Raw genomic sequence first — 26,998 nt, 5'->3', positions numbered from 1 at the left:
CAGGGAGTGTCAACGACCGAGGAGGCTTGCCAGTCCCCCGCAGGAAAGCGAGTTGTTTCAAAGTCACCCCTATCCCTCATACGGTAACGAACCCCATTATTTCGGAATCGAGTCCTCAATAGTCCTTTGTTTCTCTACGGTATCGGAGCTACTTACTTCTAAGATACTCCCCTTTAAAAACTCAGTCCGGCAATTTATCAGATATAATCACTTTCTCTGATCCACTTTCTGTCACAGTAGACCGAAGTTTTACAGTCCAGTGATCATCCTCTGCCTCATAAGTTAAACTCTCAACTGCCAGTGCGTTACTCCGGTCAATACCTGCCAGTGCTTTAGCCAAAACCTGAGATTCCGTTAGACTGGCTCCTTCAGGTGATGGAGATTCTACAACTTGCACATCTTTTGCTTCTCCTTGCATTGGATAGGATTCAGCAACTTGGCCGGCTATTCTAACCTCAACTTTCTTCCCGATCCACATACCTTGGTCTACCCCTGATACCCATATGGGTGAACCACCTTCGTTCTCAATCGTATTAACGACCAAAATCCTGTTCTCATGTTGATCCATAACGTAACCGGAAAAGGAATTCATTTCTTCAGACTCTTCCTCTGGATGAGTTCCTGCATCCTCAGATCCTTCATCCACTTCAGTTTTACCACAGGCAACGCCAAATAGTAATAATACAAGCATCCATTTTTTCATTTAGAAAGTCTCCCTCATTTTCTTACCAGTTCAGTCGCTTCCCTGTGAAAAATGTTACACCTTTAACCATGACAAATCAAAGAAGCTTTGTTATGATGAACTCAACCAAGCGAATTGATGAAATGAACTACTAGGGGGGCCCGGAATGGGCTGAGAGGAAAGGAACAACCTTTCCGACTCTTATCAACCTGATCTGGTTAAGACCAGCGGAGGGAAGTAGTTAGACGATAAGTCTATTACTCTACCTATACGTAGCCAGGTCCCCCCAAGGATCTGGCTTTTTTGTGTTTTCCGGCCCCTACTTCAAAGAATGGGAGGAAGAGAATGAATCGAACACATTTACTTACAACGATGGCTGTCTTTGTTGCCATTGGAACGCTTGGCGCCCAACTTCTATGGTTTCCTGCAGGGATAGCAAAAGCGTATCCTGTTCAACATGCTGTAAACGTCATGGCGGCCATCACCCTTGGCCCGATTCCTGCGGTAGCTATTGCATTCGTGATCGGACTGCTGAGAAACTTACTTGGACTAGGAACATTACTAGCCTTTCCTGGCGGGATGATTGGTGCTTTACTTGCTGGATATTTTTACAAATGGACAAAAAAGTCATTCGCTGCTGCTTCAGGAGAGATGATAGGATCTGGTTTTATTGGTGCACTGTTCGCTGTTCCCTTTGCCACTGTATTAATGGGAAGTGCGGCGGGGGCCTTTGCTTTTATCCCGCCTTTTCTCGTAAGCAGTATTAGCGGATCATTACTTGGTTGGTTCGTAGCATCACGAGTACGCCAAACAAAATTAATACCGCAAGCTAACGCATAACTGCTCGGAATCTATTTAGATTCCGCTAAAAATCAAGGAGGTTAAACTAATGAGTTTTACAGAGACCCTAAGAAGGGAAAACAATGATATATTCGAAGCAATTTTTAACCATCGATTCGTTGACGGAATCGGTAAAGGGGACTTGCCACACGATTCCATAGCCCACTATATTAAAGCCGATTATGAATACTTGAACGCATTTATGCACATTTATGGCATTGGCATCTCTAAATCGACCAACCGAAAAGACATTGAATACTTTAATGAGCAAGTAGGATTTATACTAAATAGTGAAACACACCCACACATGAATTTTTGTGATGTCATCGGTGTTGGATATGATGAACTACATGGATACCCGCTTCCTCCAACAGCTGATCACTACGTCAAACACATGATGTACCACGCCCAAATGGGAGGATTAGGTGAAATTTTAGCCGCTATGCTTCCATGCCCGTGGACGTATCTAGAGATCGGTAATCATTTGATGAAAAAGTATCAGCCAACACCGAATGATACCTTCTACCAGTGGATTAAGTTTTACGCAAATGAGGAATTTGAAACGCTATCCAACGCCATGCGCCAACGCCTCGATGAATTAGCCGACCAAGCCTCAGAAACCGAGCGACAACGCATGAAAGACGCCTTCAGGAAGAGCTGTCAACTTGAGTTGAAATTTTGGGAAATGGCTTATTCCTGTGAAGAATGGCCTCAAGGAGAAGGAGTGAACACTAAATGACAAATGTCTCAACAGCCTTAACGATTGCTGGCACTGATCCGAGTGGAGGTGCCGGCATTCAAGCCGATCTAAAAACATTTCAAGAATTGAGAAGTTATGGAATGAGCGTAATCACTTCAGTCGTCTCTCAAAATACAACAGGAGTTAAGGATGTGCATCATGTACCGATTGAGATACTGAAAAGTCAACTTGAAGCAATTTCCTCAGATATACCTGTAGATGCATTTAAGACAGGGATGATCTCAAACATGGAGATGATGAAGGTAGTCGCTGAATGGATACCTGAAGTGAATGCTCCTTACGTGATGGATCCCGTGATGGTGGCCACGAGTGGGGATACTTTAATAGAAGAGGAGTCAAGAAGTTGGTTGCGTGACCATTTAATCCCTCTTGCTACTGTGATTACACCCAATATTGCAGAAGCTGAATTCATTTTGGAAGAAAAAATCAGAAATACTGAAGATATGAAACAGGCTGCTGAACAAATATGCTCCAGATTTGGAGCCAATGCTGCTTTAATAAAAGGAGGTCATCTCGAAGGAGAAGCGATTGATTTCTTATATGATGGATCGAGCATTCTTACCTATTCGAGTGAGAGGATCGATACGGACAATACGCATGGAACTGGATGTACGTATGCAGCAGCTATTACCGCATTCTTAAGTCAAGGAGCACCATTATCAACAGCAGTGGAACAAGCTAAGCATTTCGTAACGGAAGCGATTCGACATTCCTTTGACATTGGAAAAGGAAGTGGACCTACGAACCATTTTGCAACACGCGAGGAGGTTATGAACAAATGAGTATAAAACTTGTAAATGAAGTCAGAGAAAAACAGCCTCTCATTCACAATTTAACGAATCAAGTTGTGATGAACTTTAGTGCTAATGGGCTGCTTGCGTTTGGAGGATCTCCAATTATGGCAATGGCCGAGGAAGAAGCTTGGGATATTGCTCAGCTATCGGACGGTGTGTTAATCAATATTGGGACTTTAACTGAACCTCATTTGCGAGCGATGATCCTTGCAGGAAAAGCTGCCAATGAAAAGGGTATTCCTGTAGTCATCGATCCAGTAGGAGTTGGAGCTACATCGTTTCGTGCGAAAGCTTTTGAACAAATTGTATCTGAGGTTCAGCCTACAGCGATTAAAGGCAACACAGGAGAACTAGCTCATATTATTGGTGTTTCTGTGGCAACAAAGGGTGTCGATTCAATTGGAGAAGGAGACAACGAAACTATCGCTATGCAAGTGGCTGAAAAATACAATACTTTAGCTATTGTAACTGGGGAAGTTGACACGATAAGCTACGGACAAGAAGTGGTGAAAAATGAAACAGGACATGACTTATTAGCCAAGGTAACGGGTTCTGGTTGTTTGCTAGGGTCAATTTTAACAGCTTGCCTTTCCACATCAGGAACGCGGTTTGATCAAGCTCATGCAGCTACTCGATTCTATGGATTAGCAGCTGAAAAAGCAGCGCGTCTCACGAGTGTAAACGGACCTGGAACGTTTGCTGCCCGTTTCATCGATGCCTTAGCTATGGATTTAACGCAATTAGAGGAAAGATAGTTATGGAACTGAGCCAACGTTTAAGAAAGTATTTAATAATGGGTAGCCAAAACTGCGAGCGTGATCCGGCTGACATTCTTAAAGAAGCGATTGAAGGTGGGATAACAGCTTTTCAGTTCCGAGAGAAAGGTCCAGGATCACTTCAAGGAGAAGAGAAGCTTGCACTGGGCAAGAGGTTGCGCGAGTTATGCCGGACGCATGATGTCTTGTTTATTGTAAATGATGATAGCGTTTTGGTGGATCCACTTGAGGCGGATGGTATTCACGTCGGTCAGGACGATGTTGATGTACAGGAGCTCCGTTCCCTTTTTCCAAAGAAAATTATAGGTCTTTCAATTTCTAATGAAGAGGAGCTAAAGGGTAGTGCTGTTGATGTGGTGGATTATTTAGGTGCTGGTCCTATGTTTGCTACGTCTACGAAGGTGGATGCAAAGGAGCCGGTTGGTGTCGAGTGGATCAAGCGGGTGAAGTTTTTATATCCTGGGATTCCGCTTGTCGGGATTGGCGGTATCACCGTTGGAAATGCTCGTGAGGTAATGGAAGTTGGTGCCGATGGTGTATCCGCTATTACTGCGATAACTGCAGCTAAAGATGTAGTTAGAGCAGTTAAACTGCTTTGAGTGAAAAGTTTCGTTACAGTAATTACTGTAACGAAACTTTTTTTAGGTATCAAAGTATAGATGGAAGTGATGGATACATTTTTCATTAAAGGAGCTTTCGCATTGAGGACATGCGGATGCATTCATGTAATCATGGATGGTTAGTTCGTGATGACAGTTGCCGCAGAGAATTGCTCGTTCATTCCATTGGTTCTTTGGCCATTTGGATGTTGTATGATTTGCTAATTCCTGATGACAGTAGTAGCACGCGTAATACTCGTTACAGCAATAAAATTTAATGGCGATGATATCAACGGTACTATGATAGTGTGTGCAGCGTGTGTAGGGGTCAACTTGGTTACCTTGAACTTTTTGTTTGGTCATTCAATTTGCTCCTTAATAAGTTAGTCTAGATTCCCGACAATAAGGTAAAGGCTTATGATCGGCATGTTATCTTAATTGAAACATAATGGATACAAATATCACAATTTTGTAGTGTTAATCAATCTAAAAGTTTGGGATGTTCACAATCATTGGTATATATCGCACAGAGTTGTTCGTCCGCGAATAGCGATCACTCCCTTGAGCTCTTTCTCTGTTTCTAACGAGGGGGCAGGACGATTTTTGATGTTTTTATTCACAGCCCATAATTTCAATAACTTTTCTTCGCGATTACTATTCGGGGAGGATGTTACATATTCCTTATAGTTTAACATTTGAAGGAAAAGCGAACTAGATTGCTTGGGGATTTTTAAAGAACTAGATATGACCAAGACTTAGACTAGTATGTATGTGGTAAAATAATTAGAGAGTATGGAGATTTTTAAGTGTTTTTGTATTCTACCTTCTTTTTATTGAAAAGATATGGTTAAATGGATTCCGTGAGTCTTTTTAGAGTCCCTTGGAAAGGGGGAAGGGGATAAAAGTGAATTTTGAGGAACGGTTCGATTGGAAATTATTTTTTACTTTGTGTTTATTTTTAACGATTAGCTGTGTGGCTTTGTATAGCGCTCAGCAAAGCGCTCAATATAATGAAAACTTTATGTTTAAACAATTAATTTGGTATGGAGTAGGTGGGGTCGTCATCGCCATCATGCTCTATTTTGAGCCTGATTTTTATAAGAAGATCAGTTGGCCCTTATACATTGCCGGGCTTATCGTCCTATTGGCGTTAATTCTTGCACCAGCGACTGTTGCCCCTGTGATAAAAGGACAAAAAAGTTGGTTTATTCTACCTGGTTTTGGGTCGATTCAGCCTTCTGAGTTTATGAAAGTGTTCACGATTCTGATCTTGTCCAATGTTATAACAAATCATCATGAGAAAAACAAGTTAATTCATATAAGAAATGACTTAGTACTTTTAGGTAAAATTGTTGGCCTTACATTGCTTCCATTAGTGCTTATCATGCAACAACCAGACTTGGGAACAGCACTTGTCTTTTTAGCGATTATGGCTGGGATGATTGTGATTTCAGGTATTAGATGGCGTGTCATTCTCCCGATATTTGGAACTGTAATACTTACTGGGTCAGTGTTAATATGGACAGCCTTAAATTTTCCTCAGTTACTGGATCAATACTTAGGAGTAAAACAGTATCAATTGGGGCGAATCTATGCTTGGTTAAGCCCTCAACAGTATAGTTCTTCAGAAGGGTTTCAACTTATAAGAGCCATGCGTGCTATTGGATCTGGTCAAATGTATGGGAAAGGTATGGGAGAACGAGAATTATATTTGCCTGAAAGTCATACGGACTTCATTTTCAGTATAGTCGGAGAAGAATATGGTTTTCTTGGTAGTTGTGTTGTTCTACTTGCTTTTTTCTTATTTATTTATCGATTAACTACGATTGCGTCACGTGCGAATCACAAATTCAGTACGTATTTGATGGTTGGTTTGATTTGTATGATTACCTTTCATGTGTTTCAAAACATTGGTATGTCTATTCAGCTATTGCCGATCACCGGTATTCCATTACCGTACATTAGCTATGGTGGGAGTTCCTTGCTAGCCTTTTTAATAGCAGTAGGTCTCGCATTTTCAGTTTCTTATCATCATCGAACATTTATGTTTGGAGAAGAGTGAAGGGAGTGTTTCTGAGATAACTCAGAAACACTCCTTTATTATTAGAATTTAAATCGACTTACTTGTTCCTGCAGTTTATTGGCTTCATGGGCTAAGGTTTCACTAGCAGAAGAGATTTCTTCAACCGATGCATTTTGTTCCTCTGTAGCTGCTGCGACGTGTTGGGAATGCTCTGATGCTTGAACAGAAATCTCCTTCACTATATCAACAGATTCTACTAGATTTTGACTACGCTCTGTAATTGTTTGAACAGAGCTATTAATTTCCTGCATACCTCCTGAAAGCTGTTGAACCTCATTTGTGATTTTTATAAAGGCTTCCTCTGCTTCATGAACTGTTTGTACTCCTTTTTTCACAGCGCCTTCCCCTTTATTCATGGATTCCACTGCTTCTTTGGTTTTGGACTGTACATCGGTAATAAGTTCCATAATGTGGCTTGCTGATTTGTTTGACTGTTCGGCTAATTTCCGAACTTCATCAGCTACCACGGCAAAGCCTTTTCCGTGTTCACCTGCTCGTGCAGCTTCAATTGCTGCATTAAGGGCTAGTAAATTTGTTTGTTCGGAAATGTCGGTGATTAGCGATACGATGCTTCCGATTTCTCCGGACTTTTGGTCTAATACTTGAATGGTTCGGTTAGTCACATCGCTATTATCATTAATTTCTTCCATCTGTTGTAAAGCGCTTTGAATCAATTGTTCACCAGACTCTGATATATTGGCTGCTTCGCTAGAGGATGTTGATAAATCTTTTACGTGATGTGAAATGGATTGAATGTCTTGAGAAATATGGTGAATGGATGAAGAAGATTCATTCACATTCTCCAATTGTTTATCAGAACCTGCTGCAACATCTTGTATAGCGATAGTTACCTGTTCAGCTGCTGATGAGTTCTCTTCCGCATTAGCGTGTAATTGCTGTGAGGCAGCAGCGACTTGTTCAGATGACTCGGAAACGGACCGAACAAGTTCTCTCAAATTAATTTTCATAGTATTAAAGTTATGAACTAGATTGCCAACTTCATCTTTAGTGGTGATCTCTAAATCTTCCATAATAAAATCACCATTAGCCATTTGTCTGGAATGTTGAGAAAGCTCTTTGATTGGTTTAGTTAATTTCCCTGTAAACACCCATATAATGAGAACGCCTATAAGTAATGCGGCTCCTAACGTAATTAATAAGCTATACAAAATTTGGCTGGCACCACTGTTAAAGTCCATCATATAAGTACCCGACACAACAACCCATCCCCAATCAGAGTCTTGTGCAGAATAAGAAACCTTGGGGGCTTCTGTATTAGAATCGTTAGGCAAAGGCCACTCAAAATAGGTGAAACCACCACCATTTGTTCCCTTCTCAATCAATTCTTGAGCAACCATGACACCATTAGAGTCTTGGCTATCCCAAATATTTTCTCCTTCTAGAAGTGGGTGAGCTAATTCTGTCCCTTCTTCATCTAAAACAAAATAATATCCGTTCTCTCCTAAATCTATATTCGGATTAATCGGACGAGTGCCATCTTCATTAAGCTCACCAAGTAACTGTACTTTAACAGATTCTTGAGCCTCATCTAAAGACATACTGCCGTCTTCTACATTTTGATTGGCTATTTCAATCATATTAAGTGCAGACTCAACACTATTTTTTAAATTTGTTTTTCCAAGTTCGTCAAGGCTCGCTTTACTTGATTGGTACCCTATTAAACCAATTACGATAGCTGGAACCGCTAACAAAATTAGCGAGACTAAAAATATCTTACCTCTAATCGATTCCTTGATGTTCCAAAACTTTTTCATGAATAAAACTCCTCATTTCTCCAGTTGGACAACTATATATGTTCCCATTAATTAAATTATCGGATAAATTATCATACATATAATAGAGAAACAGGAAAAAAATGAAAAAACCGAACTTAAGTTCGGCTTTTTGAATGAGTACTATCTAAATTGTGCTTCGTGAAGGCGGCTGTATATATCTTTAGAATGCAGGAGCTCATCATGATTTCCTTGCTCAGCAATCCCCTCATTTGTAACAACAATAATTCTGTCAGCATTTTTAATAGTTGCTAATCGGTGAGCCAATGATGAGTGTCGTTCTCCCTTCTGTCAGTTCAGCTAGTGATTTTTGAATGGCTACTTCAGTTTCCGTATCAACGAGGGTTTAAACTCTCAGAAGGACAGAAACAACGACTAGCCATTGCCCGTATGTTTTTATCCACCGATTCTTATTTTAGATGAAGCTACATCAGCACTAATTTGACTAACAGAATTATTGTATAAAACTTTCCCTTAAAACTTCATACAATTTTTACATTACATATCAATTTAACAATGAATACAATGGAAGTATAGAAGTTTTAATATTCAGATAATAGAGGGAGGGATAGTCATGGTGCTTCCATTTGATATTTTAGAGTATCAAAAAAGATTAGACGATACGAAAGAGCTTATGGCTAAGAAGGGTATCGAGGTATTGCTTATCACTGATCCAGCTAATATGAACTATTTATCAGGTTATGACGCGTGGTCCTTTTATGTTCATCAAATGCTTGTCATTGTAATTGACGAGCCGCAGCCACTTTGGATTGGCCGTTATCAAGATGCTAATGGAGCTAAAGCGACTACTTGGATTTATGAAGAGAATGTCATCGCTTATCCAGATTATTATGTGCATTCAGAAATACGTCACCCAATGGATTTTATGGCTGCGATTCTCTCCCAGGTAGGTCAAGGGACTAGGCGTATTGGTGTAGAGATGGACCATTACTATTTTACGGGAATGGCTATGGAACGTTTGAAAAAGGGTTTGCCTAATGCAAAGTTTCAAGATGCCTCCCTATTAGTGAATCGTGTAAGAATGGTTAAATCAGATCAGGAAATAGAATATATGAAACGTGCTGGAGTCATTGCAGATTTAGCGATGACGAAGGGTATAGATAGCATTAATGCAGGTCGTCGGGAATGCGATACAGCTGCAGAGATTTACTATCATCTTATTAAAGGTACGCCAGATTATGGTGGAGAATATCCGGCTATTGTCCCGCTTTTACCAACTGGAGACCATACGGCCATTCCACATTTAACGTGGTCTGATCGACCGTTTGTCGAGGGAAGCCCTGTAATAGTGGAATTAGCAGGGTGTTATAAGCGTTACCATGTTCCATTAGCACGTACGGTGTCGATCGGGGAGCCAAGTAACAAGTTAGAAGTGCTAGCTCCTGTTGTATTAGAAGGAATTCAAAATGTATTACAAACTGCAAAGCCAGGGGTCACTTGTAGTGAGTTGGAGGCAGTTTGGTCAAAGAGTATTAAACAGTATGGATTTGAGAAAGAGGCACGACTTGGGTATTCCGTTGGTCTGAATTACCCTCCTGATTGGGGAGAGCATACGGCTAGCATACGAAAAGGAGATCAAACCGTATTACAACCCAATATGACCTTTCATTTAATTCCGGGGCTCTGGTTTGATCATGACGGTATTGAAATTAGTGAAACATTCCGTGTAACAGATACAGGTTGTGAACAGTTTACAACGTATCCACGAGAACTGATCGTTAAGCAAGAATCTTCTATGTTTCTTAACAGCAATGGTCAAATTAGTTAGGAGGTGGGAACGATTCGTTTATATGACAGGGATCGAATTGATAACGTTATACGATTAGATACAAATTTAATTGCAGTGATTGAAGCAGCTTTCTCCAATTTATCAACGAAGAAAGTTACAATGCCGCCTATTATGCGAATCGATGTTCCGGAAAATAACGGAGAAGTAGATATTAAGTCGGCTTATATTGAAGGTTTAGATACCTTTGCCGTCAAACTTTCTTCGGGGTTTTTTAATAATCCTCAATTAGGATTGCCAAGTGCGAATGGCATGATGATTTTGCTTAGTGCGATCACTGGTGAGCCTAAAGCGATCTTTGCAGATAATGGGTTGTTGACGGACTTACGAACTGCTGCTGCAGGAACGGTAGCCAGTAAATATTTAAGTAGAAAAGATAGTCGAGTGGTTGGTGTGATTGGCACAGGGTCACAAGCCAGGTATCAGTTGGAGTCGCTTGTGAATATCAGGCCTATTGATAAGGTTTATGTTTACGGAAGAACAAAAGAAAATATGGTTAAATATCAAAAAGAAATGGAGGAAAAGCTTGGATTGGCAGTTGAACTAAGTAAGAGTGCTAAAAATGTTGTAGAAAATAGCGATATTGTGGTAACAACTACCCCATCAACTGATCCAATTATTCACGCGGACTGGCTTCATTCAGGTATTCACATTACAGCGATGGGATCGGATGCAGAGCATAAGCAAGAACTGGATACCAAGGTGCTTGAGAAAGCAGATCTCTTCGTTTGTGATGTGTTGGAACAATCTCTAAGGCTAGGTGAGCTAAGAACTTGTGCGAATGAAAAAGTAAAAGAGGCAACAGTTGAATTAGGTGAGATAACAACCGGGATGAAAGCGGGCCGATTAAGTGATGATCAAATTACAGTATGTGATTTAACAGGTACGGGAGTTCAGGATACGGCAATCGCCCGTTACGCTTATCAATTAATGGAATATAAGGAGGCTGATGATCGTGAAGGAAGCTAAATTTAGTACTAAATCAATCTGGGCAGGGGAAAAGGATTCTCTCGCTTTTGGAGCTACGCAGGTTCCAGTCGTTCATAGTGTTTCTTATGGTTATGAAGATATGGATGAATGGTATGAAGTGGCAATTGGTAATAAAAAAGGCCACATTTATGGGCGAAATACTAACCCTACGGTAGAAGCATTTGAAGAAAAGATACGCATTTTAGAAGGGGCTGAAGCGGCAACCAGTTTCTCGACAGGTATGGCTGCTATTAGCAACACATTGGGAACGCTTCTATATCCAGGAGACCGAATTGTATCCATTAAAGATACGTATGGTGGAACAAATAAAATTTTTACAGAATTCCTGCCTAAACAAAATGTTGAGGTTATGCTTTGTGATACTGGAGATCATGAGGCAATTGAACGAGAAATTAAAAAAGGTTGTAAAGTGCTTTATTTAGAAAGCCCGACTAACCCAACCGTTAAAATCACTGATATTAAGCGCATGGCTAAAGCAGGGAAAGCTATGGGAGCAACGGTTATCGTTGACAATACGTTTGCCACACCAGTAAACCAAAACCCAATTGACCTTGGAGTTGACCTTGTTATTCATAGTGCTACGAAATTCTTAGGGGGGCACGCAGATGCTTTAGGTGGTTCGGTCTGTGGGACTAAAGAACTTGTGGAACGAATTTATCACTATCGTGAAATTAACGGTGCAACGTTAGATCCGATGGCTGCCTACCTTCTACTACGTGGTATGAAAACATTAAAACTTCGTGTAGATAAGCAAAATCAAAATGCTCAAGCGATTGCAGAGTATTTAAAAGAGTTTGATTTAGTAGAGGGTGTTTATTATCCAGGACTTGAAGAACACCCTCATCACGATGTAGCTAAAGAACAAATGAAAGGCTATGGTGGAATGTTGAGCTTTGCAGTTAAAGGAGGCATCGATACGGTACGTCACTTGTTGCCCAAACTTAAGTACGCCAATCGTGCTGCGAACCTTGGATGTGTAGAGACTGTAGTCGGTCCTGCTCGAACGACGAGCCATGTTGAATGTACTCCAGAGGAAAGAGCAGCTATGGGAATACCTGAAGGGTTAATTCGTTACTCGGCAGGGATAGAAGATATTGAAGATTTAAAACAAGATTTACAACAAGCTTTTAAAGCACTTCCAAAGAACATGGCGGTGCGCAGCTAATATGGCAGGTGATTTAGTTGAACACCAAAAAGCTGGACTTTGATACTCAAGCTGAAGAAATTCTTCCGAAGTTAATAGAGTGGAGACGTCATTTTCATAAATACCCTGAATTAAGTTTTCAGGAAAGTCATACAAGCGAGAAAATTATTCAGGTTTTGCGTAGCTTTGGCTTAGATCACATTCAATCAGGGGTGGGTGGTTATGGAATCATCGCCACCCTTTCCACAGGTGATGGTCCTGTAATTGGAATACGAGCAGATATCGATGCCTTGCCGATTTTAGAGCAATCATCTCTAGAGTATGTTTCTCAACATCAAGGGATAATGCATGCTTGTGGTCATGATGCTCATACCGCCATTTTGTTAGGGGTGGCAAAGCTACTTGTTGAAAATTTTGAGGAAAATTCTTGGAGAGGCACGGTTAAATTAATCTTTCAACCGGCAGAAGAGAGCTGTGATGATAACGGTGAAACGGGTGCAGTGAAAGTGCTGAAGTCTGGTATCCTTGATGACTTAGATGGTGTGCTTGCATTGCATATGTGTCCATGGAGAAAGAGGGGTTCCATTCAGGTTCATGATGGTCCTAGCATGGCTAATAATGATGAATTTCATTTAGTCATTAAAGGACGCGGTGGCCACGGTGGGTATCCGCACAAAACACTTGATCCATTGTGGATGGCTACTTATGTATTGCAAGCCCTGTATAGTTTGAATGGGAGAAAAGTAGATCCATTACAAGTAGGGACGGTCAGTATAGGACAAATTTATGGAGGAGAAGCCCATAATATTATTCCGAGTACAGTGAGTATCAAAGGAACAGTACGCTCTTACGAGGGAAAGATAAGAGAACAATTAGCTAGAGAAGTTGAGCAAGTATGTCTTATGATCAATGCTTTAGGGGGAGATTATGAGCTAAGTATTCAGCAAGGTGAACCTGCATTAGTAAATGATCCATCGATTAACAAACTTTTTCGAAAAGCAGGAGAAGGTATGGAGATCTTTGAAGAACCCTTTGGAATGGGAAGTGAAGATTTCAGTTATATGACAGCACAAATTCCTGGTGCGATGTTTTTTCTAGGATGTGGATTGGAGCAAGAGCGGAGTTTGCATCATCCTAGCTTTGATATTGATGAAAAAGCGATGGTTGATGGAGTAGCAATAATGATGAAAAGTATCGAAAATTTTTTCAAAGGGTAGGAGGGAGAGTATGACAACGAACATTGCTTTTATCGGATTTGGTGGAGTCGGGCAAGCTCTGGCTGAAATTTTAGCTGAAAAAAAAGAATCGTTGCTTGAGTCCTATGGTTTTGATTCAAAGATAGTAGCTGTAGCTGATGTTATGAAGGGATCTGTATATGATCCTGAAGGTCTACATGTTAATGATTTACTAGAAGCTGTTCGGGACACAGGTTCTGTCGAAGCTTATGAGGGTAGCTCCAATCTCATTAAAGGTTTAAGCAGTATTGATACGATTACAAATAGTAATGCTGATGTCATTGTGGAGGTGACGTTCACTGATGTAAATACAGGTGAGCCTGCAATTACTCATTGCCGCACCGCATTTGAACATCACAAAAGTGTTGTGACGACTAATAAAGGTCCTGTAGCTCTTGCGTATCGTGAACTTGCTGAATTGGCCGCTAACAATGATGTGTTCTTTGGCTTTGAAGGAACAGTAATGAGTGGCACCCCTGCATTGAGAATGCCGATTGAGACGTTAGCGGGAAATAAAATTACTGAGATTCGAGGGATTCTTAACGGTACGACGAATTACATTTTATCGGAAATGGAAAAAGGCCAATCTTATGAGGGAGCATTATCAAAAGCCCAAGAACTAGGGTATGCCGAGGCGGATCCGACAAGTGACGTCGAGGGGTATGACGCTCGATACAAGGCCGCAATCTTATCGAATTATATTATGGGCGTGGAGATTTCTCATACGGATGTGTATTGTGAAGGAATTACTCATATTACAAAGAATCAAGTGCAATCCGCATTAAAAGAAAATAAAAAGTGGAAGTTATTAGCTCGTATTAAACAGGAAAATGGCACAGTTGTAGCTTCAGTTCAACCTGAATGTATTGATGCTACAGACCCACTTGCTAGTGTGACTGGTGCTACAAATGCCATTCTGTATGAGTGTGACTTATCTGGGCCGATACTTCTAACTGGAGCTGGAGCTGGCTTAAAAGAGACTGGATTTTCATTATTGATCGACTTGATTCATTATCAAAAACAGAAAAAGCTTACCAAAATCTAACGGGTGGTGATAACGATGCATACGAAGGTGAAGGCGATGAAAATGTTAATTGGCGGAAAGTGGGTGGCAGGCAAAAAAACGTTCGAAGTCGTTAATCCTCAAAACGGTCAAGTAATTGCTAAGGTCCCTTTAGCTTCTAAGGAACAAATGATTGAAGCTATAGAAATGGCTGATCGCACGTATCGCACCACTCAAATGTGGCCGACACACGAACGAATAGCCATTTTAAATAAGGTAGCGGTTTACATGAAAGAGCACATGGAAGACTTTGCCCAAGTTATTGCAAGCGAAGGCAGTAAAACAATTAATGAGGCGCGTGGGGAAGTGAAGCGTGCAGCACAGACGATCCAAATCAGTGCGGAAGAGGCACGGCGAATCAATGGCGAGACGATTAATTTTGACCAAAACGAAGGCAGTGAAAATCGGGTGGGATATTATTATCGCTTTCCTGTGGGTGTTGTAGGAGCCATTACACCGTTTAACGACCCACTGAATATGGTAGCCCATAAAATTGGCCCGGCGATTGCTGCTGGTAATGCAATTGTTTTAAAACCTGCTTCGGTTACACCTCTTAGTGCATTAAAGTTAGCTGATGCCTTTGTAGAAGCGGGGTTACCCGAGGGATTTCTTTCAGTAGTAACAGGATCAGGCCGCGAAATCGGAGATCCTTTGGTTACTCACCCTGCTGTACGGATGATTTCATTTACGGGAGGACCTGTTGCTGGTGAACACATCACGCAAAAAGCAGGTACGAAAAAACTAAGTATGGAGCTTGGATCCAACTCTCCTGTCATTGTACTTGAAGATGCTGATCTTCACGATGCGGTTCAGGCAACAGTATCTGGTGCTTTTTCAGCTGTTGGGCAAAATTGTCTTGGCGTTCAAAGGATTTACGTTGAAAGAAGAATTTATTCAAAGTTTCTCGATACATTTGTAAATCGAACCGCTGAATTGCAGGTAGGAGATAAAATGAACGAATTAACCGATATCGGGCCGCTGATTAACGAAAGGGAAGCACAACGTGTGGAAAGTTGGGTGGAGGAAGCCGTTGCTAAAGGTGCCGTTATTGAAGTTGGCGGTAAACGAGATGGTTCTTATTATACACCTACTGTTTTAACAAACGTGTCTGACGATGCGACCATTGCGAAGGAAGAAATTTTTGGTCCGGTGGTTCTTATTTATCCTGTGAATTCGCTTTATGAGGCTGTTGAACGTTCAAATAGTGTAAATTACGGATTACAGGCCGGGATTTTCACAAGCCAAATCAATTCTGCCTTTTTTGCAATAAAGCATATGAACGTGGGTGGTATTATGATAAATGACAGCAGTGATTACCGCATTGATGCTATGCCTTTTGGTGGTACAAAAGGATCAGGTATCGGACGTGAAGGGATTCGATTCGCCATAGAAGCTATGACGGAATCGAAAGTCGTTTCATTTCGGCTGCAGGAGAATCTTTTGTAAAACCCCCAATTAATGAAAATGCACGGAATAAATGGAAAAGTCGCTATCATTTAGCGGCTTTTTTTTGTCTTTTATCATGATATTTTCTATCTCTATGCACATAGTAATGGGGAGGAATTTCTTTTAGGAGGCAAATGATGAAAAAAGTATATTTTACCACATTAATAGCGTTTAGCATGATAACACTACCTGCATGTGGTGCGAATAATAACGATGGTGCAGTAGATGAAACAGGGTACGATTATAACCAGGTAACTTATGGACCTGGAAACCAAGAAAATGGACGTTTACCAGACATAAACCGTTTCGACAATAACTTTCCCAATCCAGGTAGAGGCCCTATCATTCCAGAGGATAGAAACAATTGGGGACAACAACAAGCACAACCAGATCAGCAAAGAGACCAGCAGCGAGATCAACCACGAGATCAACAGGATCAACAAAACCAACAAAATCAACAACGACAAGACACTGGAGACGGTGGAACTGATGAGGCAACAGGTGAGGTTCAAGAGCAAGTTGTCCAATTGACAAATGAGGCCCGTGAAGAGCAAGGGCTCCAACCTTTAAAATTAAGCAAAGAAGTATCGGAGGTAGCTCAGGATAAATCTGAGGATATGGCAGAAAATGAATATTTTTCTCACACTTCACCAACATATGGTACTCCTTTTGATATGCTTAAGGAATATAATGTAGACTATCGAACAGCTGCAGAAAATATAGCAAAAGGGCAGAAAACTCCTGAGTCAGTAGTAGATGGATGGTTAAACAGTTCAGGACACCGAAAAAACATTATGAACGAAAACATGACTGAAATTGGAATTGGCTATTCAGAAAGTGGTAATTACTGGACGCAAATGTTTATAGGAAGTTAATAGGCAAAGACGCGGAGAACCGCGTCTTTCTTTTTTATATACCTAAATAGACAGTATATTTACTTATTGCAGTAAAAATGGAAGAATTAACTTTGATTGAATTGTTATTTAAGCTGGAATGCTAAAGAGGAAAGTTAAAATTAGAGCTAAAAAGGGAGATATACCATTGAAGAAAATAAGTGTTCTGCTCTGCTTCCTTTTAGTTATAAATATTATAACTCCCTACATGGTACAAGCAGGACATCCCAAGCACCTTGTGGCTATTGGCGACTCCATCCCTTATGGATATAATTTAAAGAAAGAAAATAAATTCCCTCCTGGAGAGGCATTCCCTTTCGTCATCGGTGAAGATGCCAACCTAGAAGTTACCAACCTGGGAATTCCTGGATTAACATCAGGAGAAATGCTCCAAGCAATTCGTGAAAATGAGGTATTTCAAAACACGGTCAAAGATTCAGATTATGTGGTTGTCTATATTGGTGGAAATGATTTACTAAATATATTAAAGAAGCATAAAGATAAAGGGGTAAAAGGGATTAACATGGATGAAGTAGGGATTGTTGTTCGAAATCTTTTGTTTAATGTTTATTCCACTGTGATGGAGCTAGACAAATTAACCGACGGGAAAATTTTAGTTTATAACATTTATAATCCGTATCCCATAGAGGGAAAGACGTTGAATCAACCTCTTCACTATATAAATGTACAGTACAGTTCACTTATTGAATTATTAAGTCACTTTACGGAAGTAAAACTTATAGATGCTTACCAAGCATTCAAAGGAAATCCTGACTATATCATCAAAGAGGACGTACATCCGACAGTTGAAGGTCATAAAGTGCTTGCCAATTTAGGGTTGAAGCAGATCAAGGAATAATGGTGCCGAGTTGTTCACATTCGGCACGGTACATAGGAATGTGAATTGATTTTCCTCCTCCATAGCTGAGACTGTTATAATTAAAAACAAATCAGTAAAATTAAGGAGTTAATAATATGATCCGTTTTGGCATTATAGGTACTAATTTTATTACTAAACTTATGATTGAGTCAGGTAACCATCTTGAAAATTTTCAAGTGCAGGCCGTATATTCGAGAACTGAGAAACGTGCAGCTGAATTCGCTCAAAAATTTGATGTCCCTGAGATATTCACATCCGTAGATAACTTGGTAGAGAGTCAACAAGTGGATGCGATTTATGTGGCTAGTCCGAATTCATTTCATGCTCAGCAGGCAATTAAAGCCATGAACAATGGGAAACACGTTCTTTGTGAGAAGCCTTTTGCTTCCAATGAACGGGAGGTAGCATCCATGATTGAAGCGGCTAAAGTAAACGGTGTAATGTTGATGGAAGCAGTAAAATCAACTCTCATGCCATCTTTCTTGTCGATTCAAGAAAATCTTTATAAAATTGGAAAAGTGAGAAGATATGTCGGGAATTTCTGTAAATATTCCTCCAGGTATGATGCTTACAGAGAGGGAACGGTACTGAATGCCTTTAATCCTGAATTTTCTAATGGTTCATTAATGGACTTAGGTGTATATGGCGTATATCCAATGGTTGTGTTATTCGGTGAGCCAGATAAGGTTCAAGCAAATGGTATAGCATTAAGCTCTGGTGTGGATGGAGAAGGAAGTTTACTGCTAACATATCCGCACATGGAAGCTGTTGTTATGCACTCGAAAATTAGTCATTCGCATTCCCCTTCTGAAATTCAAGGAGAAGAAGGTGTGTTAGTTATCCCTAATATTTCAGAACCTAGTGATGTATTTATTCAATATAACAATGGAGAGATTGAGAATTTAAACGTTTCACATACCTATCCATCGATGTACTATGAAATTAATGAATTTATCGGTCTAGTTGAACAGGGAGCAACTCAATCTACGGTTAACTCACATGAAAATTCACTAATTACTGCGCAAATTTTACAGGAAGCACGAGAACAAATGGGGATTTCCTATCCTGCAGACAAAATATAAAACCAAAAAGTTGGGCTTGCCATTGTTATCAGGTTCCTTGTGATAAATATGGATAACAATGATTATTGAGTTTCACCTCAACTATAATCACATATTTTTCATTATTAAATACAGAAAAAATGGCTTGGAAAAATATCCAGGCCATTTTTTCTAACATCCTTGTAAATTAAAAGTACCTTATCATTTAAAAAAAGACGGTCTGTTTCTAATGGTAAGTCCGTCTTTTGGGTGAAATTCTTCACTCACTCAAGTTCTTTGACAATGGTTAAAGTCTAATCAGTTCTCCAACATATCATTATCCTGTATAGTAAGTGGGAACTTTCAGATATCGGGGGATAATTATGAAGAAAGTATTCTCTTATGCATCTAATTATAGAATTTCAGCAATAATTGCTATCATACTAATGCTTATAGAACTCGTGGTAGAACTAGTCCAACCGTTATTGCTAGCACGCATAATTGATGAAGGGATTATGCAAGAAAATTATACGGTTGTTTCCGTATGGGGTAGTGTTCTTATTGGTTTATCGTTGCTCGCATTTATTGCCGGAATAACCAATTCGTTCTTTGCAGCTAATGTCAGCCAAGGTGTGGGTTATGAGTTGCGTGGTGATCTTTTTAAGAAAGTCCAAGAGTTTACGAATGAAAATTTCCAAGCTTATTCTACGCCTAATTTGGTTACCCGTATGACAAATGATGTTATTCAAATTCAGAATTTGGTGTTAATGCTTATGCGAATTGCATTACGGGCCCCTTTATTTATTATTTTCGCCGTAGTAATGGCCTTTACAGTTAATGTAGAATTAGCTTTTATCCTTGTTGTGGCAGTCCCTGTGCTTGGGGTTTTTTTATTGGGGATTTTGGTCAAAGGTGTCAAATTATTTAAACGAGTGCAAACTAATTTAGATGGTGTGAATACTGTAATACGCGAAAGTTTATCAGGAATACGCCTAATCAAAGGTTTCAATCGTGGGAATTATGAAGAGAAACGATTTCATACAGTAAACCATTCGCTTATCAATAAGAACAAACAGGCATTAAGGCTAATGGAGTTGGCTATGCCTGTAGTTATGCTTGGGATGAACGTGATTATATTGATCATTCTTTGGTTCGGAGCTACACAACTGAGTTTTGGTAGTGCGCAAGCTGGTGAGATCGTTGCTATTATAAATTATGCTACTAGAATAATGTTCACGTTCTCAATTTTTTCATTTTTAATTATGGTTTTTTCCCGAGGGAATGCTTCAGCCAACCGCATCAGTGAAGTGCTCGATGAGAAAACACCGAGCTATCTTGCACAGGAGGGCGTACGTGAGTTTACATTAAGAGGCAGTATTACTTTTGATCAAGTTTCTCTCTATAGGGATGGAAGGGAAACTTTGAAAAAGATTAGTTTTAAGGCTGGAGTTGGTGAAACTATAGGTGTTCTTGGAGAAACGGGTTCAGGAAAAACGACCTTGCTGCATCTAATTCCTAGACTTTTTGAAAAAAGCAGTGGGAGAATTTTGATAGACGATCACGAGATTACGAACCTCAGTGTGAAAAGCCTGCGTCAACAAATCAGTCTTGTTCCACAGGACATCCATTTATTTTCAGGAAGTGTAAAAGAAAATATTGCTTGGGGAAAAGAAGACGGAACAGACGAAGAAATTATCGAAGCAGCAAAGCAAGCAGAAATTCACTCATTTATAACTACTTTACCCGATGGATATAATACACATCTTGGCCAAAGGGGGGTAACCTTTTCAGGTGGGCAGAAACAACGCCTATCCATTGCTAGAGCTTTGGTACGCAAACCGAAAATATTAATTTTAGATGATAGTACGAGTGCTCTTGATGCTCATACGGAAGTAAGGCTTTTAACAACGTTAAAGCAGCAGCACTGTACAGTGATCATGGTAGCTCAGAAAATTAGTTCGTTAATGGCTGCAGATAAAATCTTATTAGTACATCAAGGGCAGATTATGGCAGAGGGAGACCATGGTTCGTTGCTTGCAGCTAGCCCTTACTATCGAGAGATTTACCAATCACAGCAGGGGGATGTGATGTAATGGATGATTCCAAGAAAACGGATCGTACACCAATTAAACGTCATCAGGGCATAGGTGCGTCTCCTCCTAAAGTAGGGGATATGAAGTCGACCTTGAAGCGAATCTGGAGTTATATGGCATATGAGAAAAAGCGGTTTACTATCGTTATTGTGATCATTCTGTTGAGTTCAATTTTATCTTTGATGGGTCCTTATTTGTTAGGGGTTGCTGTCGATAGGGTTATAGCAACGCCAGCTACCGAGACACTTTTAATTATGATTAGTTTACTCGTTGGAGTATACGCCTTTCATTCGTTATTTTTATGGTTGCAAAACTATTTGATGATTGGCATTGCACAAAATACAGTCTATGCTATGCGTCGTCATCTATTTGCACACTTGCAACAACTACCGATTTTGTTTTTCCAGGAGCGGCAGCAAGGGGAGCTAATGAGTCGCCTAACCAATGATATGGAAAATGTGAGTAGAACCTTGAATACTGCAGTTATTCAGTTCGTAACGAGCGTGCTAACGATTTTGGGGACAGTATCTGTTATGCTCTGGCTCAGTCCACTCCTTACTCTGTTAACCTTAATGATTGTGCCAGTAATGTATTTCGGTATGAAGTGGATTACGAAGCGGACGGGGCTCTATTTTAAAGAACAACAAAATCACCTTGGTGACGTAAATGGGTACGTAGAGGAAATATTTTCAGGTCAAACGATTGTATCGATGTTTTCTCGTGAAGAAAGAGTTATTAAAGACTTCGAAGAGAAAAACAAAGCATTAAAAACATCAGGGTACTGGGCGCAAACATATTCTGGGTTCATTCCTAAGTTAATGAATATGTTAAATAACATTGGCTTTGCAATTATTGTTGGGGCAGGTGGTCTGCTTGCGCTCAATGGAAATATTTCAATTGGTGTAATTGTGACCTTCACTACATATTCACGTCAATTCACTCGTCCTTTAAATGATCTTGCCAATCAGTACAATATGATTTTGTCGGCAGTTGCAGGGGCTGAACGAGCTTTTCAAATTATTGATGAGACCGAAGAAAAACAAGATGAGGAACAGGCAACCGCAGTTGATGAAATGCAAGGGGATATTGAATTTCGTTCGGTAGGTTTTTCTTATAAGGAAGAAGAGAAAACGCTTTCTAATATTAGTTTTCATGCTTCCCCTGGAGATACTGTCGCATTAGTAGGACCAACAGGAGCTGGGAAAACTACGATTATCTCGCTATTATCTCGTTTTTACGAAACTGATCTTGGATCAATATTAGTTGACGGTCGTGACATAAAGTCAATCACAAGGAATAGCCTGCGAGATCAAATGGCAGTTGTATTGCAAGACTCGACAATGTTTAATACAACTATACGAGAAAATTTACGCTATGGTCGTCTTGATGCAACAGATGTAGAAGTAGAAGAAGTAGCTAAAGCAGCGCACGCTCATGAATTCATCGTCAATTTACCAAATGGTTATAATACCGTCCTAGACTCTGATGGGAAAGGGGTTAGTCATGGGCAACACCAACTTCTCTCCATTGCTCGAGCTATGCTGGCTGATCCTGCTTTATTAATCTTGGATGAAGCGACGAGCAGTATCGATACTGTGACAGAGATGAAAATCAGTGATGCGTTAGCAAAGTTGATGGAAGGTAGAACTACATTTGTAATCGCTCATCGATTGAACACGATTCGTTCCGCTGATCTGATTCTAGTACTACAGCGTGGAGAGATCATAGAGATCGGTAAACATCATGATCTTGTCGAACGTGGCGGATTTTATTCGGCTCTAGTGGAGGCGCAACAGACTGGAAACCATGCTTCGGTTTAATAATGAACCATCGTATTATAATAAGAATATAATCATTAAATCAAACGGTAAGCTAACGTGGTATTGAGGAGGAACACTTTTGAAAAAAAGAAATGAAACAAAACAACCTGAAGAGTATATGGTTGAAGAATCCACTCAGCTTCTTAAATACTTGCTGAACATTTTATCTCATCGTAGCCGTAACTCGGTGAAATCTTTGCTATCTCGTGGACAAGTAGCTGTAAATGGGCAAACGGAAACAGCATATAACTATCAACTCCAACCAGGGCAAATGGTGGAAATCATTCCTAATAGCGTATCTAAGAAACAACCTATTTTTCAAGGCGTAAAAATCCTGCATGAGGATGAGGACATCATTGTCATAGAGAAAAGCTCTGGGCTTTTGTCTGTTTCGTCACCGAAGGAAAAGCGCAAAACAGCCCACCATCAGTTGATGAATCATGTTCGTAGTACAAATCCTGGTGGAAGAATATTTGTCGTTCATCGCCTCGACCGAGATACTTCCGGGGTTATGATGTTTGCTAAAAGTGAGAAAATTAAACATCAGCTTCAGAATTCTTGGAGGAGTGTAGTGAAGGAACGTACATATATTGCATTAGTAGAAGGGAAGGTCAAGCAGGCTAAAGGTACGATAACTTCATGGTTAAAGGAATCAAGTGCTCTGCGTATGCACTCTAGTACTAAGCCTAATGAGGGTCAACATGCAGTTACTCATTATAAACGATTGCAATCGAACCAGTTCTTCTCTTTATTAGAAATACAACTAGAAACAGGACGGAAAAACCAAATACGAGTTCACATGGAAGATCTTGGCCACTCTATTGCAGATGATAAAAAATATGGAGCCGTTAAAAAAGGGATAGGTCGGTTGGGTCTTCATGCCAGTGTATTATCTTTTACTCATCCTTCTTCAGGTAAAGTCATGCGTTTCACCGTTGATCCCCCTGATGTTTTTATAACTAAATCTAAGTAGAATTCAGCTTTTATAAGAAAGTAGACAAGTTCCTAAGGTTTGCCTGCATATACATAAGCATACAAGCCTTAGGAGGGGTTCGCTTGAAAGCATTAGTTCTTTCTGGTAAAAAAATTATTTTCGTAGTCAGTGGTTTTGTATTGGTGGTTGCAGCATTATTTGCAGCTAATTCATTTTGGAATGGGTCTATTCCTACGTTTTCTGAATCGAATAGTGAAACGGTGCGAACGATTAATTTAGTTACAGGAGAGTTTAAAGCAGAAAAGCCAAATGGCGAAGAAATAGAAGCGTATCGCTGGGACCCTGGGACGATTTTTGCAGAAGAAGGAGAATCTTTTAAGTTAAGTATTTATGGAGTGAATGGACAGGAACACCCTTTTATGATTGAGGGGACGGATAAAAAGGGTGTAGTGAAACAAGGGAGTGAAACAGTAGTGGACCTTAAGTTCGATAAAGAAGGGGTTTATCGATTGATATGTACGACTCACGCCGACATTGAAAATGATGGGCCGATGATTGCTTATATTGTAGTTGATTAAGTAAATTCAATAAATAGTGTGAGAAATACAAAAAAATAACAGGATTTTGATCAGCAGCTGATCAAAATCCTGTTATTTTTTGGGGCTGCTCTTATTTCAGTTACATCTGATCATTTAATTCTTTATCTGTAGGCATGATAATGGCTGCAACGATATACACAAGAACGAGAAATCCACTGCTAAGAAAAACACCAACAGCATATAGAATTCTTAGTAAACTCGCATCAATGTCATATAACTCACTGATGCCGCCTAACGCACCTGTTAACATTTTATTACTAGTTGATTTGTAGAGCTTTTTTTTCAATCCTGTCATCTCCTTTAAGTAAGGTCTTTAGAAAATACAATCATGTCAATTGCTTGAATCCCATTTTCGTAAATAGGTTCTGGATACGATGAAAGAAATTCTTCCGTATTGCCTCCATGTGAAATCCAGTTTTTTGATAGAAAATGATATTAGCTATACTAGAGTTAGCCGTCCCTACAATTAGTTGTGCATATCCTCTTCTTCTAAAAAAAGTACATGCTTCTTGGATAACAGCTTTCCCTAATCCTTTCCCTTGTTTTGAAAAAATTATAGCAATATTTTTAATTTCGACCACATTAATTTCTGGAAATATAAATAAACAAACACCGATCGTTTGGTTTTCTGATGTAATGGCATACATTTCTCCATCATTAATGTATTCGTTTATAATGTCTTCATTCTCGTCGGCAAGAAGTAGGTAAGGTAGGTAATCCTTTCTGTTTTCTGCATTTATTAACTTAATCATAAGTATCTCCTATATTTTCATTTAAATATTACTGTGTAATCATTTAGGCTCTTTCGCATATTATTCATTAATTAGGATATTCAGATTGAGGTGGCTGTTAATCATCTACTTTTATTGAATACGAGTGGGCAGTGAAAAAAGTTTCGACCATGTTACAATTTCTATAAGAAATAGGAAGAGGGGATGAGATTATGCAGCGGAAACTTTCAATCGCAGGCTGGGTATTATTTTTAATAGGTGCGGGGATATGGCTGTTTGAGGTGGAGGTCGCTATTAAAGAAGCAGATTCTATCCTCATTGGCTTAGGTGCTATTTTACTGCTTTTCTCTGGGATTATGAAGATAAAGCACCAACAAACATGACACCCCTTATCCTTATCAATTATTTTATGTGAATTTTATGAGTCAAGCTCAAGGATTAACCCATAATATTAACTAATTAAGAACATAAAGAACTATTTTTCATATTAATGAAAAGCAGTTCTTTTTATTTGCGTTAAATTAGTGATCAATCCTCTTAGTTGGAAAACTAAAGAGCTTAATAAGAACTCTTACCATCTATTACTGTTTATTTAGGAATTATGGTAACATGAGAAATAGTGAATGATTCTGAAATGGATGTCTTTTCAGAAAAAAGGAGAAGTGAAACATAAATGACAGCTCAGGATAAGATATACGACCTAATTGGAGTAGGTGTTGGGCCTTTCAACTTAAGCCTCGCTGCTTTATTAGATGAAATGGATGAAGTAGACAGCCTGTTTTTTGAGAAAAAAAAGCACTTCGAATGGCATCCAGGTATGTTAATTGAAGGTACCAAGCTACAGGTCCCTTTTCTTGCAGATCTTGTAACCATGGCTGACCCAACCAATATACACAGCTTTTTAAATTATATTAGTAAGAATGATCGTATGTACCAATTCTATTTTCTCCAGAGACTGGATATCCCGCGACGAGAATACAATGATTATTGCCAATGGGCTTCTCGTAGGATTGAAAGCTGTCAGTTTGCTCAGCGTGTATCTAGTATACGCCACGTTAAAGAACAAACCGATTATTTTGAAGTTGTGGTGGAGGATTTATCATCAGAAGAATTGAATACTTATAAGGCGAAGCACATTGTGATGGGAACGGGCAGTGTGCCTACTATGCCGAAATCGTTTAAGGAATTACCAAAAAAAGATGTATTTCATACGGCAGATTATATTCCGAATCAAGAACGCTGTCGGAGTGCTGAATCAGTTACTGTGGTTGGTTCCGGTCAAAGTGCTGCTGAAACGTTTCGTGAACTTTTAAAAGAACAGCGAGAGTGTGGTTTCAGGTTAGACTGGATCACTCGTTCACCAGGCTTTGAATCGATGGAAGAGTCAAAGCTAAGCCTTGAACATTTTTCCCCTGATTACGTAAAATACTTTTATCAACTTCCCCAAAAGGATAAGGATGAAATTTTCGCAACACAAGGACTTTATTATAAGGGGATTAGTAATCATACGATTGATGATATTTATAACCTTTTGTATGAATATTCAATTGGTGAAGAGAAAATTGATACAGGTCTTCAAGTTTTAAGTGAAGTAAATGGTATTCATCCTAAGGAAGAAGGAGATGGATATGTACTTGACTGTTATCATTGGCAAAAGAAAGAGTGGTTTAAGCATGAAAGTGATGTCGTGATTACGGCAACTGGATACAAGCCGTACGTTCCAGGCTTTATCCACCATTTGAGTGATTTTTTAGAATGGGATGAAGAAGGACGTTATAAAGTCGAAGCCGATTACCGTTTGAAAAAGACGGAGCATGTTGAAAACGAGATCTATGTGCATACTGGCATATCTCATACACATGGTGTTGGCTCGACTAATCTAGGACTTGCTGTTCACCGTAACAAAGTAATTATTAATCATTTGCTAGGGCGAGAGGTTTATAAGTTACCTGAGAAAAGCATATTTCAGTCGTTTGACATTGAATAGAAATAAGGG

General features: G+C 39.7%; 26 protein-coding genes, 2 pseudogenes and 1 riboswitch. Of the genes and pseudogenes, 22 read left to right on the top strand and 6 right to left on the bottom strand.

Translation table 11 applies throughout. The annotated features are described in order from the left end of the window. Positions 1–181 precede the first annotated feature (181 nt). Positions 182–703, bottom strand: a complete 522-nt coding sequence (locus ACFQIC_RS03500; RefSeq protein ID WP_204708720.1) for a DUF3221 domain-containing protein — start codon at positions 701–703, stop codon at positions 182–184. Between the two features lie 122 nt (positions 704–825). Beyond that, positions 826–935: riboswitch (TPP riboswitch) on the top strand. 92 nt (positions 936–1,027) lie between these two features. On the opposite strand from ACFQIC_RS03500, the gene thiW reads away from it, so the two are divergent. Genes thiW through thiE form a run of 5 tightly spaced genes read left to right on the top strand, consistent with a single transcriptional unit; the run spans position 1,028 to position 4,451 of the window. After that, positions 1,028–1,522, top strand: a complete 495-nt coding sequence (gene thiW, locus ACFQIC_RS03495) for an energy coupling factor transporter S component ThiW (RefSeq protein ID WP_204708721.1) — start codon at positions 1,028–1,030, stop codon at positions 1,520–1,522. A 49-nt stretch (positions 1,523–1,571) separates the two neighbouring features. Beyond that, positions 1,572–2,261 (top strand): thiaminase II, encoded by a 690-nt coding sequence (tenA, locus tag ACFQIC_RS03490; RefSeq protein ID WP_204708722.1) that lies wholly within the window; start codon positions 1,572–1,574, stop codon positions 2,259–2,261. After that, complete coding sequence (thiD, locus tag ACFQIC_RS03485) at positions 2,258–3,064, top strand: bifunctional hydroxymethylpyrimidine kinase/phosphomethylpyrimidine kinase (protein WP_204708723.1); 807 nt, start codon at positions 2,258–2,260, stop codon at positions 3,062–3,064. The genes tenA and thiD overlap by 4 nt, the downstream gene beginning before the upstream one ends. After that, on the top strand, positions 3,061–3,831 hold the full coding sequence (gene thiM, locus ACFQIC_RS03480; RefSeq protein ID WP_204708724.1) for a hydroxyethylthiazole kinase: 771 nt from the start codon (positions 3,061–3,063) through the stop codon (positions 3,829–3,831). The genes thiD and thiM overlap by 4 nt, the downstream gene beginning before the upstream one ends. A gap of 2 nt (positions 3,832–3,833) precedes the next feature. Then, a complete protein-coding gene (thiE, locus tag ACFQIC_RS03475) occupies positions 3,834–4,451 on the top strand; it encodes a thiamine phosphate synthase (protein WP_204708725.1) in 618 nt (205 codons plus the stop codon). Between the two features lie 42 nt (positions 4,452–4,493). Here the strand turns inward: thiE and ACFQIC_RS03470 are convergent, their stop codons facing one another. Further along, on the bottom strand, positions 4,494–4,814 hold the full coding sequence (locus ACFQIC_RS03470) for a CHY zinc finger protein (protein ID WP_204708726.1): 321 nt from the start codon (positions 4,812–4,814) through the stop codon (positions 4,494–4,496). 541 nt (positions 4,815–5,355) lie between these two features. Between ACFQIC_RS03470 and ACFQIC_RS03465 the strand changes: the two genes are divergently transcribed. Continuing rightward, the gene (locus ACFQIC_RS03465; RefSeq protein ID WP_204708727.1) at positions 5,356–6,513 is read left to right on the top strand and encodes an FtsW/RodA/SpoVE family cell cycle protein; all 1,158 of its coding nucleotides are present in this window, start codon (positions 5,356–5,358) and stop codon (positions 6,511–6,513) included. 41 nt (positions 6,514–6,554) lie between these two features. On the opposite strand, the gene ACFQIC_RS03460 is transcribed toward ACFQIC_RS03465, so the two are convergent. Together ACFQIC_RS03460 and ACFQIC_RS03455 are read right to left on the bottom strand one after the other, a co-directional pair. Beyond that, positions 6,555–8,309: a methyl-accepting chemotaxis protein gene (locus tag ACFQIC_RS03460; protein ID WP_204708728.1), complete on the bottom strand. Its 1,755-nt coding sequence runs from the start codon at positions 8,307–8,309 to the stop codon at positions 6,555–6,557. Positions 8,310–8,450: 141 nt separating this feature from the next. Then, positions 8,451–8,667, bottom strand: a pseudogene (locus tag ACFQIC_RS03455) (multidrug ABC transporter ATP-binding protein); the annotation flags it as partial. Here ACFQIC_RS03455 and ACFQIC_RS03450 point away from each other — a divergent pair. The 14 genes and pseudogenes from ACFQIC_RS03450 to ACFQIC_RS03385 form a co-directional block, all read left to right on the top strand. Continuing rightward, positions 8,664–8,766, top strand: a pseudogene (locus ACFQIC_RS03450) (ATP-binding cassette domain-containing protein); the annotation flags it as partial. The pseudogenes ACFQIC_RS03455 and ACFQIC_RS03450 sit on opposite strands and share 4 nt — an antisense overlap. Before the next feature lie 135 nt (positions 8,767–8,901). Beyond that, positions 8,902–10,116 carry a M24 family metallopeptidase gene (locus ACFQIC_RS03445; RefSeq protein ID WP_204708729.1) on the top strand — a complete coding sequence of 405 codons (1,215 nt, stop codon included), beginning with the start codon at positions 8,902–8,904 and terminating at the stop codon, positions 10,114–10,116. 3 nt (positions 10,117–10,119) lie between these two features. Continuing rightward, positions 10,120–11,103, top strand: coding sequence for a cyclodeaminase (locus ACFQIC_RS03440; protein WP_204708730.1), 984 nt, complete (start codon positions 10,120–10,122; stop codon positions 11,101–11,103). Further along, complete coding sequence (locus ACFQIC_RS03435; protein WP_204708731.1) at positions 11,084–12,289, top strand: cystathionine gamma-synthase family protein; 1,206 nt, start codon at positions 11,084–11,086, stop codon at positions 12,287–12,289. Before ACFQIC_RS03440 ends, ACFQIC_RS03435 begins: the two co-directional genes overlap by 20 nt. 17 nt (positions 12,290–12,306) lie before the next feature. Continuing rightward, complete coding sequence (locus ACFQIC_RS03430; RefSeq protein WP_390216941.1) at positions 12,307–13,485, top strand: M20 metallopeptidase family protein; 1,179 nt, start codon at positions 12,307–12,309, stop codon at positions 13,483–13,485. 10 nt (positions 13,486–13,495) lie between these two features. Next, entirely contained in the window at positions 13,496–14,548 is a 1,053-nt protein-coding gene (locus ACFQIC_RS03425; protein ID WP_204708732.1) for a homoserine dehydrogenase, read from the top strand. Between the two features lie 15 nt (positions 14,549–14,563). Further along, on the top strand, positions 14,564–16,012 hold the full coding sequence (locus ACFQIC_RS03420) for an aldehyde dehydrogenase family protein (RefSeq protein ID WP_204708733.1): 1,449 nt from the start codon (positions 14,564–14,566) through the stop codon (positions 16,010–16,012). Between the two features lie 137 nt (positions 16,013–16,149). Then, entirely contained in the window at positions 16,150–16,887 is a 738-nt protein-coding gene (locus tag ACFQIC_RS03415) for a CAP domain-containing protein (protein WP_204708734.1), read from the top strand. A 166-nt stretch (positions 16,888–17,053) separates the two neighbouring features. Continuing rightward, entirely contained in the window at positions 17,054–17,764 is a 711-nt protein-coding gene (locus tag ACFQIC_RS03410; protein WP_390216940.1) for an SGNH/GDSL hydrolase family protein, read from the top strand. 116 nt (positions 17,765–17,880) lie between these two features. Then, the gene (locus ACFQIC_RS03405) at positions 17,881–18,867 is read left to right on the top strand and encodes a Gfo/Idh/MocA family protein (RefSeq protein ID WP_204708736.1); all 987 of its coding nucleotides are present in this window, start codon (positions 17,881–17,883) and stop codon (positions 18,865–18,867) included. Between the two features lie 341 nt (positions 18,868–19,208). Beyond that, complete coding sequence (locus ACFQIC_RS03400; protein WP_204708737.1) at positions 19,209–20,918, top strand: ABC transporter ATP-binding protein; 1,710 nt, start codon at positions 19,209–19,211, stop codon at positions 20,916–20,918. Then, on the top strand, positions 20,918–22,738 hold the full coding sequence (locus tag ACFQIC_RS03395; RefSeq protein WP_204708738.1) for an ABC transporter ATP-binding protein: 1,821 nt from the start codon (positions 20,918–20,920) through the stop codon (positions 22,736–22,738). Before ACFQIC_RS03400 ends, ACFQIC_RS03395 begins: the two co-directional genes overlap by 1 nt. A gap of 118 nt (positions 22,739–22,856) precedes the next feature. Then, a complete protein-coding gene (locus ACFQIC_RS03390) occupies positions 22,857–23,711 on the top strand; it encodes an RluA family pseudouridine synthase (protein ID WP_204708776.1) in 855 nt (284 codons plus the stop codon). 83 nt (positions 23,712–23,794) lie between these two features. Beyond that, positions 23,795–24,250, top strand: coding sequence for a cupredoxin domain-containing protein (locus ACFQIC_RS03385; RefSeq protein WP_204708739.1), 456 nt, complete (start codon positions 23,795–23,797; stop codon positions 24,248–24,250). 100 nt (positions 24,251–24,350) lie between these two features. Here the strand turns inward: ACFQIC_RS03385 and ACFQIC_RS03380 are convergent, their stop codons facing one another. Beyond that, positions 24,351–24,557: a PspC domain-containing protein gene (locus ACFQIC_RS03380; protein ID WP_390216939.1), complete on the bottom strand. Its 207-nt coding sequence runs from the start codon at positions 24,555–24,557 to the stop codon at positions 24,351–24,353. Positions 24,558–24,597: 40 nt separating this feature from the next. Continuing rightward, positions 24,598–25,023, bottom strand: coding sequence for a GNAT family N-acetyltransferase (locus ACFQIC_RS03375; protein WP_390216938.1), 426 nt, complete (start codon positions 25,021–25,023; stop codon positions 24,598–24,600). 191 nt (positions 25,024–25,214) lie between these two features. Between ACFQIC_RS03375 and ACFQIC_RS03370 the strand changes: the two genes are divergently transcribed. Both ACFQIC_RS03370 and ACFQIC_RS03365 read left to right on the top strand, forming a co-directional pair. Then, a complete protein-coding gene (locus ACFQIC_RS03370; RefSeq protein WP_204708741.1) occupies positions 25,215–25,385 on the top strand; it encodes a hypothetical protein in 171 nt (56 codons plus the stop codon). Between the two features lie 290 nt (positions 25,386–25,675). Further along, complete coding sequence (locus tag ACFQIC_RS03365) at positions 25,676–26,989, top strand: lysine N(6)-hydroxylase/L-ornithine N(5)-oxygenase family protein (RefSeq protein ID WP_204708742.1); 1,314 nt, start codon at positions 25,676–25,678, stop codon at positions 26,987–26,989. Positions 26,990–26,998: the final 9 nt, after the last annotated feature.

The organism is Halobacillus seohaensis, assembly GCF_042663045.1.
Taxonomy (GTDB): domain Bacteria; phylum Bacillota; class Bacilli; order Bacillales; family Halobacillaceae; genus Halobacillus_A; species Halobacillus_A seohaensis.
Note: the sequence above shows the minus strand (reverse complement) of the source record. Positions and strands in the feature narration are given on the sequence as shown.

What these genes read in the sequence shown, in the direction of transcription:
- ACFQIC_RS03395 (WP_204708738.1), top strand. Translation starts at nt 20,918, where the DNA reads ATGGATGATTCCAAGAAAACGGATCGTACACCAATTAAACGTCATCAG.
- ACFQIC_RS03370 (WP_204708741.1), top strand. Translation starts at nt 25,215, where the DNA reads ATGCAGCGGAAACTTTCAATCGCAGGCTGGGTATTATTTTTAATAGGT.
- thiW (WP_204708721.1), top strand. Translation starts at nt 1,028, where the DNA reads ATGAATCGAACACATTTACTTACAACGATGGCTGTCTTTGTTGCCATT.
- ACFQIC_RS03435 (WP_204708731.1), top strand. Translation starts at nt 11,084, where the DNA reads ATGATCGTGAAGGAAGCTAAATTTAGTACTAAATCAATCTGGGCAGGG.
- ACFQIC_RS03375 (WP_390216938.1), bottom strand. Translation starts at nt 25,023, where the DNA reads ATGATTAAGTTAATAAATGCAGAAAACAGAAAGGATTACCTACCTTAC.
- ACFQIC_RS03460 (WP_204708728.1), bottom strand. Translation starts at nt 8,309, where the DNA reads ATGAAAAAGTTTTGGAACATCAAGGAATCGATTAGAGGTAAGATATTT.
- ACFQIC_RS03390 (WP_204708776.1), top strand. Translation starts at nt 22,857, where the DNA reads ATGGTTGAAGAATCCACTCAGCTTCTTAAATACTTGCTGAACATTTTA.
- ACFQIC_RS03405 (WP_204708736.1), top strand. Translation starts at nt 17,881, where the DNA reads ATGATCCGTTTTGGCATTATAGGTACTAATTTTATTACTAAACTTATG.
- ACFQIC_RS03415 (WP_204708734.1), top strand. Translation starts at nt 16,150, where the DNA reads ATGAAAAAAGTATATTTTACCACATTAATAGCGTTTAGCATGATAACA.
- thiM (WP_204708724.1), top strand. Translation starts at nt 3,061, where the DNA reads ATGAGTATAAAACTTGTAAATGAAGTCAGAGAAAAACAGCCTCTCATT.
- thiD (WP_204708723.1), top strand. Translation starts at nt 2,258, where the DNA reads ATGACAAATGTCTCAACAGCCTTAACGATTGCTGGCACTGATCCGAGT.
- ACFQIC_RS03420 (WP_204708733.1), top strand. Translation starts at nt 14,564, where the DNA reads ATGCATACGAAGGTGAAGGCGATGAAAATGTTAATTGGCGGAAAGTGG.
- ACFQIC_RS03425 (WP_204708732.1), top strand. Translation starts at nt 13,496, where the DNA reads ATGACAACGAACATTGCTTTTATCGGATTTGGTGGAGTCGGGCAAGCT.
- ACFQIC_RS03365 (WP_204708742.1), top strand. Translation starts at nt 25,676, where the DNA reads ATGACAGCTCAGGATAAGATATACGACCTAATTGGAGTAGGTGTTGGG.
- ACFQIC_RS03470 (WP_204708726.1), bottom strand. Translation starts at nt 4,814, where the DNA reads ATGACCAAACAAAAAGTTCAAGGTAACCAAGTTGACCCCTACACACGC.
- ACFQIC_RS03445 (WP_204708729.1), top strand. Translation starts at nt 8,902, where the DNA reads ATGGTGCTTCCATTTGATATTTTAGAGTATCAAAAAAGATTAGACGAT.
- thiE (WP_204708725.1), top strand. Translation starts at nt 3,834, where the DNA reads ATGGAACTGAGCCAACGTTTAAGAAAGTATTTAATAATGGGTAGCCAA.
- ACFQIC_RS03500 (WP_204708720.1), bottom strand. Translation starts at nt 703, where the DNA reads ATGAAAAAATGGATGCTTGTATTATTACTATTTGGCGTTGCCTGTGGT.
- ACFQIC_RS03400 (WP_204708737.1), top strand. Translation starts at nt 19,209, where the DNA reads ATGAAGAAAGTATTCTCTTATGCATCTAATTATAGAATTTCAGCAATA.
- tenA (WP_204708722.1), top strand. Translation starts at nt 1,572, where the DNA reads ATGAGTTTTACAGAGACCCTAAGAAGGGAAAACAATGATATATTCGAA.